Here is a 12,043-nt window from a genome sequence, read left to right as displayed (position 1 = left end):
TATGCAACATTGCATGGCTGGGAATTTGTGCTGGATTCTTCGCAGGCACACCCGCTCACACAGGCTCAGCGCGTGCCCGCGAAAGGGCCGGGTCAGCCAAGCAAGTCTTTCAGGCCCTGCAACTCCTGCTCGGTCACCGCCACCCCCTCCTCCTCAGCCACCTCACGCTCGCGGTATCGCCGCTCACCCGGCATGCGCGTCAACCCCACCACCTGCATCTGTTCCACCAGCTCGCGGCTGCGCTGGGCAAAGCGCTCGCCCTCGGCCTTGTGCGGGTCGATGACGATGATCAGTTGCCCGGTCCATGGCGTTTTCGCCCCTGGGTGCCCCGACCAGTCGAACTCCCAGGAGAAATGCCCACCGGTCAGCGCCGCCGCCAGCAACTCGACCATCATCGACAGCGCCGAGCCCTTGTGCCCGCCAAACGGTAGCAAGGCGCCACCCTCCAGAATCGCCAGCGGGTCGGTGGTCGGCTCGCCATTGGCATCCACACCCATGCCTTCTGGTAATTGCTGGCCGGCACGCGCAGCAATCTGCACGTCACCGTGGGCCATGGCGCTGGTGGCCATGTCGAAGACGATCGGGTCGTGTTCGGCGCATGGCGCAGCAAACGCGATGGGGTTGGTGCCGAACAGTGGCTTGCGGGCGCCATGCGGTACCACGCAGGTCATGCTGTTGACCACGCTCAGGGCCACCAGGCCCTCTTCGGCAAACGGCTCTACATCCGGCCACAGAGCCGCGAAGTGGTGCGAGTTGTGGATTGCCAACACGGCAATGCCGGCATTGCGCGCTTTGGCCACCAACAACTCGCGGGCCGCAGCCAGCGCCGGCTGGGCGAAGCCGCCGGCTGCATCGACACTGACATAGCCGGCAGCTACATCACTGACCTTAGGTATGGCCTGGCCGTCGACCCAGCCACTGGCCAGGGTCGAAACATACCCGGGCATGCGGAATACCCCATGGCTGTGCGCGCCATCACGCTGGGCGCTGGCACAGTTGTAAGCCAGCACCCGAGCCACGCGCTCGCTGCAGCCATGGCGTTGGAAGATGGCCTGCAACAGGCCCTGCAGCTCGGTAAAAGGCACACGCACGACAGTGTCGGTAGAAGGTGCGGACATCTGAAGCTCCTTGTTGGTATTGGAATGGGTACAGCGTTGCAACGACAAAAACTTTCCTGCATGTGACAGCAATCTGTCAAATGTTGACTTGATGACAGAAAACATTCATTTTCTTCCCACGCCTCACCCCTGGAGCCGCAGCATGAGCCAACCGATCAAGCAACGCCTGGAAAACAGCCTCGAAGGGGCCGCTGCCTCGGGCCGCAAGATCGCCACCTACATGCTCGCCAACCTGCACGAACTGCCGTTCCAGACTTCGGCCAGCATTGCCGCCAAGCTGGGCGTCAGCGAATCCAGCGTCGGGCGCTTCTGCCGTTCATTGGGTTATGCCCACCTCAAGGCATTAAAACAAGACCTGCAGAACGACCTGGGCGATGGCCCGTGGCTGGTGGGGGACCGCCTGCAAGATTACCGCCAGAACCAGGACGCCAGCGACAACGCCGGCAGCCTGGAGCTGGAAATCGCCGCCCTGGTGCGCGTGCACGAGTACCGCCAGAGCCCGGCCTGGCACAGCGTGGCGCAACGCCTGGCCAGCAAGCCACGGGTGTTCATCGCCGGCTTCCAGACCGAGCGCGGCGTGGCCATGTGCATGAGCCACTTGCTGCAATACCTGCGCGATGGCGTACAGCTGGTCGATATCAGCGCCGGGCACTTCGGCGAAGTGTTGCTGGGCCGCGCCGAAGACAGCGCCCTGGTGGTGTTCGAAGCGCGCCGTTATTCCCGCCATGCCTTGATGCTGTGCCAGAAGGCGCGCGAGGCGGGCATCGCGGTCACCCTGGTGACCGACACTTTCTGTGACTGGGCCGATGCCAACGCCGACGAGGTGTTCCGCATCCCCACCGAGTTCAATCTGTTCTGGGAATCCACCTCGACGATGCTGTCGTGGGTTCACCTGATGGTCAACGAGGTCTGCAAGAAACTCGGGCCTGATGTTGAAAAACGCTTGGAAGCAACTGCCGCTCTACATAACGAGTTCGTCGGCTACACCTCGTGGTCGGCGGGAAAACAACAATAGCAAGAGTGCAATGAGGTGCGAGATGAACAAGACCATGGCCTTGGTAGGTGCGTGCGCCCTGCTGCTGACGGGTGCCGCCAGTGCCGAAACCCTGCGTTTTGCCACCGAGGGCGCGTACCCGCCCTTCAACTATGTCGATGCCGATAACAAACTGCACGGCTTCGACATCGACATCACCCACGCCCTGTGCGAACAGATGAAAGTCGAGTGCACGCTGGTGGCCCAGGATTGGGAGGGCATCATCCCGGCCCTGATGGCACGCAAGTACGACGCTATTGTCGCCTCGATGATCGACACCGAAGAACGTCGCAAGAAAATCGCCTTCACCGACCATTACTACCGCACCCCGCTGACCGTTGCCGTCGCCAAGGACAGCAAGATCGACAGCGCCCAGACCGACTTTGTCGGCTACACCGTTGGCGCCCAGTCGTCGTCCACCCAGGCCATCTACGCCGAAGACGTTTATGGCAAAGCCGGTGCCGACGTGAAGCTGTACCCGACCATGGACGAAGCCAACGCCGACTTGGCCGCCGGGCGCCTGGACGGGGTGATTGCCGACAAATTCCCGCTGCACGAGTGGATGACCAAGAACGGTGGGGATTGCTGCAAGATCCTCGGCGACGTGGCAAACACCAAAGCCGATGCTGCCATTGCCGTGCGCAAGGACGACGAGGCCCTGCGCCAGCGCCTGAACGTTGCACTGCAACAGATCGTGGCCAACGGCACCTACCAGAAGATCGCCAGCAAGTACTTCGCTTTCGATATCTACAACTGATCTTCAGGAAGTCTAGCGAAATCTCTGTGGTAACGGCGTTGCGTCGCTCCCACAGAGACCGCACTACCCGTCCAAGGGGTTTGTCATGCTCGATCAATTGTCCTTGCTGTCCTTCGCCAGCGGAGGCTGGGGCCAGGCGCTGCTGGCCGGCGCGCTGGTTACGGTTTCCCTCGCCCTGGCCTGCCTGCCCATCGGCCTGCCGCTGGGCCTGGTAGTCGCCCTGGCCGCACGTTCGCGAAAACGCCTGCCACGGGCCTGGGCCACCACGTTCTCTACCGTGTTCCGCGGCCTGCCAGAGCTGCTGACGTTGCTCATCATTTATTACGGCTGCCAGATTGCCGCGCAGAAGATCCTTGCCGCCATGGGCTACGAGGGTGAGTTCCTGATCAACACCTTCCTTGCCGCGATGATTGCCTTCAGCCTGGTGTTCGCCGCGTTTTCCAGCGAGATCTGGCTGGCAGCCTTCAAGACCCTGCCCAAAGGCCAGCTGGAAGCCTGCTCGGCACTGGGCCTGAGCAAGCGCACCGGCTTCTTCAAGGTGCTGTTGCCGCAACTGACCCGCATCGCCCTGCCCGGCTTGTCGAACAACTGGCTGTCGCTGCTCAAGGACACCTCGCTGGTGTCGACCATTTCGCTGGTCGACCTGATGCGCCAGACCAACCTGGCGGTCAGCGTGACCAAGGAGCCGATGTTCTTCTACGGCGTCGCCTGCCTGGGTTACCTGCTGTTCGCGGCACTTTCCGGGCGCGTGTTCGCCTACATCGAACGGCGCAGCAACCGTCACCTGCAAGGAGCACGCGCATGAGCTTCGAACAACTGCTGGCACTGGTGCTCGACCCCGACCTGCTGGAACGTTACGGCCCACGCTTTCTCGATGGCCTGCTGGTAACCGCCAAGCTGGTGGCCATTTCCTTCAGCCTTGGCGCCGTGCTCGGCCTGTTGCTGGCCCTGGCACGCATGTCGCGCAGCCTGGTGCTGCAGCGTATGGCCGCCGGTTATGTGTACTTCTTCCGTGGCTCGCCGCTGCTGGCCCAACTGTTTCTGCTGTATTACGGCCTGGGCTCGCTCAAGGGCTTCTGGCAGGACGTGGGTCTGTGGTGGTTCTTCCGCGAGGCGTGGTTCTGCACCTTGCTGGCATTCACCCTGAACACCGCCGCCTACCAGGCCGAGATCTTCCGCGGCAGCCTGATGGCCGTGGCCCCCGGCCAGCATGAGGCAGCTCGGGCGCTGAACCTGAAACGCTCGACCACCTTCTTCAAGGTGATCCTGCCGCAGTCGCTGCTGGTGGCCATCGGCCCGCTGGGCAACGAACTGATCCTGATGATCAAGGCCAGCGCGATTGCCTCACTGGTGACCATCTACGACCTCATGGGCGTGACCAAACTGGCCTTCTCGCGCAGTTTCGACTTCCAGATCTACTTGTGGGCCGCTGTGCTCTACCTGGTGATCGTGGAACTGGTGCGGCGCCTGCTGAAACACCTGGAAGCCCGCCTGGGCCGCCACCTGAACTGACCGAAGGATACGTTCCATGCATTGCCAGACCCTTGTCCTCGGCGCCGGCATCGTCGGCGTCAGCACCGCGCTGCACCTGCAGGCCCGCGGACGCCAGGTGATCCTGATCGACCGCGACGAACCGGGCAGCGGTACCAGCCACGGCAACGCCGGGTTGATCGAACGCTCCAGCGTCATCCCCTATGCCTTTCCCCGGCAACTGGGCGCATTACTGCGCTACGGCCTGAACCGCCAGCCCGATGTGCGCTACAGCCTGGCGCACCTGCCCAAGGCCGCGCCGTGGCTGTGGCGCTACTGGCGTCATTCAGCCCCTGGCCGGCTGGCCGGCGCCGCCGCTGACATGCTGCCGCTGGTGCAGCGCTGCGTCGAAGAACACGACGCGCTGATCGCTGCTGCCGGCCTTGAAGGGCTGGTGCAGGCCAAAGGCTGGATCGAAGTGTTCCGCGACCCGGCCCTGTTCGAGCAGGCCAAGGCCGATGCCAAAGGCCTGAGCCGCTATGGCTTGCAATTTGAAATCCTTGAATGCGGGCAACTGCAGGCCCGCGAGCACCAGCTGGACGCCACCGTGGTCGGCGGCATCCACTGGCTCGACCCGAAGACCGTGAACAACCCCGGCGCCCTCACCCGTGGCTACGCGGCGCTGTTTCAGCAGCGCGGCGGGCAGTTCCTGCATGGTGATGCGCGCAGCCTGCGCCAAGCCAACGGCCAATGGCGGGTCGAGAGCCGCCGCGGCCCGATTACCGCCGACGAGGTGGTGGCCTGCCTAGGCCCACAGTCGGCCGAACTGTTCAGCGGCCTGGGCTACCAGATCCCGCTGGCGATCAAGCGCGGCTACCACATGCACTACAGCACTCGTGACGGTGCGCAACTGGAGCACTCCATTTGCGATACCCAGGGCGGCTACGTGCTGGCACCGATGGCGCGCGGCGTGCGACTGACGACCGGCATCGAGTTCGACGCAGCCAGCGCGCCCGGCAACCAGATCCAGCTGGGCCGCTGCGAGGCCCTGGCGCGCAAGCTGTTCCCTGCCTTGGGCGAACGCCTGGATGACACGCCGTGGCTGGGCCGTCGCCCGTGCCTGCCCGACATGCGCCCGGTGATCGGCCCTGCACCGCGCCACCCGGGGCTGTGGTTCAACTTCGGCCACGCCCACCACGGCCTCACCCTGGGCCCGGTCAGCGGTCGGCTGGTGGCCGAGCTGATCACCGGCGAACACCCCTTCACCGACCCCGCGCCCTACAGCGCGACCCGTTTCGACTGAACCCACGCGGGAGAAAAACAACATGACCGCACCACTGAGCCTTGCCTGCCTTGCCCCCGAGCCCGACCCACGCCAGGTGCTGATACGCATCGAAGGCCTGAACAAGCACTACGGCGCGTACCACGTGCTGCACGACATCGACCTGCAGGTGCGCGAAGGCGAACGCATCGTGCTGTGCGGGCCTTCCGGCTCGGGCAAATCGACGCTGATCCGCTGCATCAACCGCCTGGAGGTGGCCCAGCAGGGCAGCATAAAGGTCGACGGCATCGACTTGGCCGCCACCACCCGGGAAGCGGCGCAGGTGCGCAGCGATATCGGCATGGTGTTCCAGCATTTCAACCTGTTCCCGCACATGAGCGTACTGGACAACTGCCTGCTGGCCCCTACCAGCGTGCGCGGGCTGTCGCGCAAGGACGCCGAGGAACGGGCGCGCATGTACCTGAAGAAGGTGGGTATCGAAAGCCAGGCGCACAAGTACCCCAGCCAGCTATCCGGTGGCCAGCAGCAGCGCGTGGCGATCGCCCGGGCGCTGTGCATGAAGCCGAGGATCATGCTGTTTGACGAGCCAACCTCGGCGTTGGACCCAGAAATGGTTGCCGAGGTGCTGGATGTGCTGGTGCAGCTGGCCGGCACGGGCATGACCATGCTGTGCGTGACCCACGAAATGGGCTTTGCCCGGCAAGTGGCCGAGCGGGTGCTGTTCCTTGAGGGTGGGCAAATCATCGAGGACAGCCCGCCGCAGGTGTTCTTCAACCAGCCGCGTACCGACCGGGCCAAGGCGTTTCTGGCGCAGATACTGCACTGAAAACTGCTCAGGCCTCTTCGCGGGGTTGCCCGCGAAGAGGCCGGCACAAGCAACACTTTATTGCACCGCTGCAAAGACCCAACTGCATCGTTAAATATTATTGACCGGCATCCCCGCCAAACCCACGCCACCACAGGCCCGCATCGGTTTCAGCCCCCAAAAACCGGTGCATTCCCCGCGTTAAAGCCCTCTTCAGTCGTTTGACATATCGAACGGCTCTGGCAAGCTATCTACATGCCCCGACCGGAATCGTCGCCTCTGACGAGCCGGCAGTGCTCGGGGCTACAGGCTGCACCCAAGGCTCCGCGCCGTGCGCCTGCACAACAACGACAGGCTGAACCTGTCCCAAGGTGACATATGTCCAACAGCAACATTGGCAACAAGCAACCTTCCCTGCGCAAACCCGTCGTCCTGATGACCATGGGCAGCCAAGAGCGCAAAGGCCATGACTATCAGGTCATGACCCACAAATACATCACGCCGCTGGTCGAGTTCTCCGATTGCGTTCCGGTACTGGTGCCCACCTGCTGCGGCACTGAAGACCTCGAGACCTACCTGGACATGGCCGACGGCGTGTACCTGACCGGCGCTGGCAGCAACATCGACCCGGCCCTGTATGGCCAGGAAAACCAGACCCCAGGCAAGGGCCAGGACCAGAACCGCGACCTGTTCGACATCCCGCTGGTCAAGGCGGCGATCAAGCGTGGCCTGCCAATCTTCGGCATCTGCCGTGGCATGCAGGAAATCAACGTCGCCCTGGGCGGCGACATCTACCAGAAGGTGTACGCCGAGCCGGGCTTCAACGACCACCGGGAAAACCCGGAAGACCCGGTTGAAGTGCAATACGCTCAGGTTCATGGCGTAAAAATCCAGCCGGGCAGCTGGCTGCAGGACACCCTGGGTACCGACGAGATTCGCGTCAACTCGTTGCATGGCCAAGGCCTGCGCAAGCTCGGCGCTGGCATCGAAGCCATCGCCCACGCCGAAGACGGCCTGGTCGAGGCCATTCACGCCCCGAGCATTTCGCCGTTCCTGTTCGCCGTGCAGTGGCACCCGGAATGGCAAGCGGCGAAAAACCCTGATTCGATCAAGATCTTCCAGGCGTTCGGCGATGCTTGCCGTGCCCAGGTACGCAAGGCGCAGATCAAGCGCCAGCACGCTGCCTGACCTACCGTTTCCTCTGCTTTGATCGCGGGGTGGCGCAAGGCCGCCCCCGTTTCCCCGGTCACCCTCTGCTGGTCCCAGAACACTTCCCGTGGAAGCGGGCGGCGGGCGTGTGCCTGTCTCCGCGATCGTTTTTCCCTCCCCCTCAAGAGATACGATGACTGATTGTGATTGGTCTGCCATCGGTGTCTTCGGCTCCTTCTTCTATAACCCGCGAAGAGGCAAGCACAGGGTTAACCCCTCCCTCCTGCACCACCGCAAAAAAATCTCGCAAAGGGACTAGTCATCGTACAAGTTGTACGATAACTTACCTCCAACGCAGAACAACACCCTTCACCCAAGCGCCACAGGATGCCAACAACAATGACGCCACAAGAACTGAAATCCATCCTCTCCCACGGCCTGCTGTCTTTCCCGGTCACCGACTTCAACGCCCAGGGCGATTTCAACCAGGCTGGCTACATCAAACGCCTGGAATGGCTGGCCCCGTATGGCGCCAGTGCCCTGTTCGCCGCTGGCGGCACCGGTGAGTTCTTCTCCCTGGCTGCCAGCGAATACAGCCAGGTGATCAAGACCGCCGTCGACACCTGTGCTACTTCGGTACCGATTCTCGCCGGCGTGGGTGGCTCCACCCGCCAGGCCATTGAATACGCCCAGGAAGCCGAGCGCCTGGGTGCCAAAGGCCTGCTGCTGCTGCCGCACTACCTGACCGAAGCCAGCCAGGATGGCGTTGCCGCCCACGTAGAAGCGGTGTGCAAATCGGTAAAAATCGGCGTGGTGGTGTACAACCGCAACGTCTGCCGCCTGAACGCCGACCTGCTGGAAAAACTGGCCGAGCGCTGCCCGAACCTGATCGGTTACAAAGACGGCCTGGGTGATATCGAGCTGATGGTGTCGATCCGTCGCCGCCTGGGCGATCGCTTCAGCTACCTGGGTGGCCTGCCGACCGCCGAAGTGTATGCTGCTGCCTACAAGGCCCTGGGCGTACCGGTGTACTCCTCCGCCGTGTTCAACTTCGTGCCGAAGACCGCCATGGACTTCTACAACGCCATCGCCCGTGACGACCACGCCGCCGTGGCCAAGCTGATTGACGATTTCTTCCTGCCATACCTGGACATCCGTAACCGCAAAGCCGGCTACGCCGTCAGCATCGTCAAGGCCGGCGCCAAAATTGCCGGTTACGACGCAGGCCCGGTGCGCACCCCGCTGACCGACCTGACTGCCGAAGAGTACGAAATGCTCGCTGCCCTGATGGACAAGATGGGTCCGCAATAAGCGCCCACCTGCGGCCTGCCCTTGCCGCACCCGGAGTGGGAAGCCCCACTCCGGTTACAATTCGTGAGCCCGCACAAAAATAACTAGTGGGAGTATTACCAGCATGCAAGCGACTAAGAAGACGCATGTGCGCTACCTGATCCTGTTCATGCTGTTTCTGGTGACCACGATCAACTATGCCGACCGCGCGACCATTGCAATCGCAGGTTCCAGCCTGCAGAAAGACCTCGGCATTGACGCCGTAACCCTCGGTTATATCTTCTCCGCCTTCGGATGGGCTTACGTGGCTGGCCAGATTCCTGGTGGCTGGCTGCTCGATCGTTTCGGTTCCAAGAACGTCTACGCCTTCAGCATCTTCACCTGGTCGCTGTTCACCCTGTTGCAGGGTTTTGTCGGTGGCCTTCCGGTTGCCTGGGCCGTAGTGACCCTTTTCACCCTGCGCTTCCTGGTAGGTTTCGCCGAAGCCCCGTCGTTCCCAGGTAACGCGCGCATCGTCGCCGCCTGGTTCCCCACACAGGAACGTGGCACGGCCTCGGCCATCTTCAACTCGGCACAGTACTTCGCCACTGCACTGTTCGCGCCGATCATGGGCTGGATCGTGTTCAGCTTCGGCTGGGAGCATGTGTTCGTGGTCATGGGCGCACTGGGCATCGTGTTCTCCATGGTATGGCTGAAGACCATCCACAACCCGCGCCAACACCCCCGCATCAGCCAAAGCGAGCTTGAACACATCGAGCAGAACGGCGGCCTGGTGGACATGGACCAGAAGCGCGGCAACGACGGCCCGAAATGGGGCTACATCAAGCAGCTACTGACCAGCCGCATGCTGCTGGGCGTGTACCTGGGCCAATACTGCATCAACGCCATCACCTATTTCTTCCTCACTTGGTTCCCGGTGTACCTGGTGCAGGAGCGCGGCATGACCATCCTCAAGGCGGGCTTCATCGCCTCGCTGCCGGCGGTCTGCGGCTTCATTGGTGGCGTGCTGGGTGGCGTGATCTCGGACTGGCTGCTGCGCCGAGGCAACTCGCTGACCTTCTCGCGCAAACTGCCGATCGTCTGCGGCCTGTTGCTGTCGACCACCATGGTGTTCTGCAACTACGTCGACGCCGAATGGATGGTGGTCGGTTTCATGACCCTGGCGTTCTTCGGCAAGGGCATTGGCGCGCTGGGCTGGGCGGTGGTGGCAGACACCTCGCCCAAGCAGATCGCCGGGCTTTCCGGTGGCCTGTTCAACACCTTCGGCAACATCGCCTCGATCACCACCCCGATCGTGATCGGCTACATCATCAGCGCCACCGGCTCGTTCAAGTGGGCGCTGGTGTACGTGGGTGCAAACGCCCTGGTGGCCGTGTTCAGCTACCTGGTGATCGTCGGCCCGATCAAGCGTATCGAGCTGCGCGACGATGCCCCAAAGCCACAGGCTGAGCCTGCCGCCAACGGCGAACTGGCCAGCACGCGCCACTGAGTGAACACGCCCGCGCCGGGTTACCCGGTGCGGGCGGATGTACAAAAAGCCTGAGAACCTGACAAGTAGGGCCAAAACATGCAGTTGATCGAACATTCCGAATCGCCCCGCTACGTCCGCCTGCACGACGACGATAACGTCGTGGTGGTTGTAAACGACGGCGGCCTGGGCGAAGGCGCCCGCTTCGCCGACGGCCTGACCCTGATCGAAGGCGTGCCGCAGAGCCACAAGGTGGCCACCGTGGCCATCGCCAAGGGCGACCCCGTGCGCCGCTATGGGCAAATCATCGGCTACGCGCTGGAAGACCTGCGCCAGGGCAGCTGGGTGCAGGAAAGCCAGCTGGCCATGCCGGCCGCCCCAGCGCTGGACAGCCTGCCGCGCTGTGACGCTGTCCCACAGCCTTTGCCCCCCCTTGAGGGCTTCACCTTCGAAGGCTACCGCAACGCAGACGGCACCGTCGGTACCCGCAACATCCTCGGCATTACCACCACCGTGCAATGCGTGACCGGCGTGCTCGAACACGCAGTGAAGCGCATTCGCACCGAACTACTGCCCAAATACCCCAACGTCGATGACGTGGTGGCCATCACCCACAGCTACGGCTGCGGCGTGGCGATCAACGCACGCGACGCCTACATCCCGATCCGCACCGTGCGCAACCTGGCGCGCAACCCCAACCTGGGCGGCGAGGCGCTGGTCATCAGCCTGGGCTGCGAAAAACTGCAGGCCGGCCAGGTGATGCACGACAACGACCCATCGGTGGACCTCAGCGACCCGTGGCTGTACCGCCTGCAGGACGCCAGCCTGGGCTTTATGGAAATGATCGAACAGATCATGGAACTGGCCGAAACCCGACTGAAGAAACTCGACCAGCGCCGACGCGAAACCGTACCCGCCAGCGAGCTGATCCTTGGCATGCAGTGCGGCGGCAGCGACGCCTTCTCGGGCATTACCGCCAACCCAGCACTGGGCTACGCGTCCGACCTGCTGGTACGCGCCGGCGCCACCGTGCTGTTCTCGGAGGTGACCGAAGTACGCGACGCCATTTACATGCTGACCTCACGCGCCGAAAACCAGGACGTCGCCGAAGCCTTGGTGCGCGAGATGGACTGGTACGACCGCTATTTGCAGCAAGGCGCCGCCGACCGCAGTGCCAACACCACGCCGGGCAACAAGAAAGGCGGCCTGTCCAATATCGTCGAGAAGTCGCTGGGTTCGATCGTCAAGTCCGGCAGCGGCGCCATCCAGGGCGTGCTTGGCCCTGGCGAGCGGGTAAACCGCAAAGGCCTGATCTTCTGCGCCACCCCGGCCAGCGACTTCGTGTGCGGCACCCTGCAACTGGCCGCCGGCATGAACCTGCACGTATTCACCACCGGCCGCGGCACTCCGTATGGCCTGGCCATGGCGCCGGTGGTCAAAGTATGCACCCGCAGCGAACTGGCGCAGCGCTGGCCCGACCTGATCGACATCGACGCGGGGCGCATCGCCACAGGCCGTTCGACCATCGAAGAGCTGGGTTGGGAGCTGTTCCATTACTACCTGGACGTGGCCAGCGGCCGCAAGCAGACCTGGGCCGAACAGCACCGGTTGCACAACGACATCACCCTGTTCAACCCGGCACCGATTACCTGATGCCCAAGGTGGCAATCC

At 63.1% G+C, this 12,043-nt stretch carries 11 protein-coding genes; 10 read left to right on the top strand and 1 reads right to left on the bottom strand.

All coding sequences use genetic code 11. From position 1 onward, the window contains the following. Positions 1-92 precede the first annotated feature (92 nt). Positions 93-1,118 carry an Ldh family oxidoreductase gene (locus tag D8767_RS13030; RefSeq protein ID WP_016713844.1) on the bottom strand — a complete coding sequence of 342 codons (1,026 nt, stop codon included), beginning with the start codon at positions 1,116-1,118 and terminating at the stop codon, positions 93-95. A 142-nt stretch (positions 1,119-1,260) separates the two neighbouring features. On the opposite strand from D8767_RS13030, the gene D8767_RS13025 reads away from it, so the two are divergent. From D8767_RS13025 to garD, 10 genes are all read left to right on the top strand, one after another. Beyond that, a complete protein-coding gene (locus D8767_RS13025) occupies positions 1,261-2,133 on the top strand; it encodes a MurR/RpiR family transcriptional regulator (protein WP_016713843.1) in 873 nt (290 codons plus the stop codon). Positions 2,134-2,155: 22 nt separating this feature from the next. Further along, entirely contained in the window at positions 2,156-2,908 is a 753-nt protein-coding gene (locus D8767_RS13020) for a transporter substrate-binding domain-containing protein (RefSeq protein WP_028698823.1), read from the top strand. Between the two features lie 85 nt (positions 2,909-2,993). Beyond that, positions 2,994-3,713 carry an ABC transporter permease gene (locus D8767_RS13015; RefSeq protein ID WP_016713841.1) on the top strand — a complete coding sequence of 240 codons (720 nt, stop codon included), beginning with the start codon at positions 2,994-2,996 and terminating at the stop codon, positions 3,711-3,713. Beyond that, positions 3,710-4,420 (top strand): ABC transporter permease, encoded by a 711-nt coding sequence (locus tag D8767_RS13010; protein WP_016713840.1) that lies wholly within the window; start codon positions 3,710-3,712, stop codon positions 4,418-4,420. Before D8767_RS13015 ends, D8767_RS13010 begins: the two co-directional genes overlap by 4 nt. A gap of 16 nt (positions 4,421-4,436) precedes the next feature. After that, on the top strand, positions 4,437-5,681 hold the full coding sequence (locus tag D8767_RS13005) for an FAD-binding oxidoreductase (protein ID WP_016713839.1): 1,245 nt from the start codon (positions 4,437-4,439) through the stop codon (positions 5,679-5,681). Between the two features lie 22 nt (positions 5,682-5,703). Beyond that, positions 5,704-6,486: an amino acid ABC transporter ATP-binding protein gene (locus tag D8767_RS13000; protein WP_016713838.1), complete on the top strand. Its 783-nt coding sequence runs from the start codon at positions 5,704-5,706 to the stop codon at positions 6,484-6,486. A gap of 357 nt (positions 6,487-6,843) precedes the next feature. Continuing rightward, positions 6,844-7,653 carry a gamma-glutamyl-gamma-aminobutyrate hydrolase family protein gene (locus tag D8767_RS12995; protein WP_016713837.1) on the top strand — a complete coding sequence of 270 codons (810 nt, stop codon included), beginning with the start codon at positions 6,844-6,846 and terminating at the stop codon, positions 7,651-7,653. Between the two features lie 360 nt (positions 7,654-8,013). Continuing rightward, positions 8,014-8,925, top strand: coding sequence for a 5-dehydro-4-deoxyglucarate dehydratase (gene kdgD, locus D8767_RS12990; protein WP_016713836.1), 912 nt, complete (start codon positions 8,014-8,016; stop codon positions 8,923-8,925). A gap of 103 nt (positions 8,926-9,028) precedes the next feature. Continuing rightward, positions 9,029-10,393: an MFS transporter gene (locus D8767_RS12985; RefSeq protein WP_016713835.1), complete on the top strand. Its 1,365-nt coding sequence runs from the start codon at positions 9,029-9,031 to the stop codon at positions 10,391-10,393. Positions 10,394-10,471: 78 nt separating this feature from the next. Beyond that, on the top strand, positions 10,472-12,025 hold the full coding sequence (gene garD / locus D8767_RS12980; RefSeq protein WP_016713834.1) for a galactarate dehydratase: 1,554 nt from the start codon (positions 10,472-10,474) through the stop codon (positions 12,023-12,025). Positions 12,026-12,043 lie beyond the last annotated feature (18 nt).

Source organism: Pseudomonas sp. LTGT-11-2Z, assembly GCF_003691445.1.
GTDB lineage: Bacteria > Pseudomonadota > Gammaproteobacteria > Pseudomonadales > Pseudomonadaceae > Aquipseudomonas > Aquipseudomonas monteilii.
Note: the sequence above shows the minus strand (reverse complement) of the source record. Positions and strands in the feature narration are given on the sequence as shown.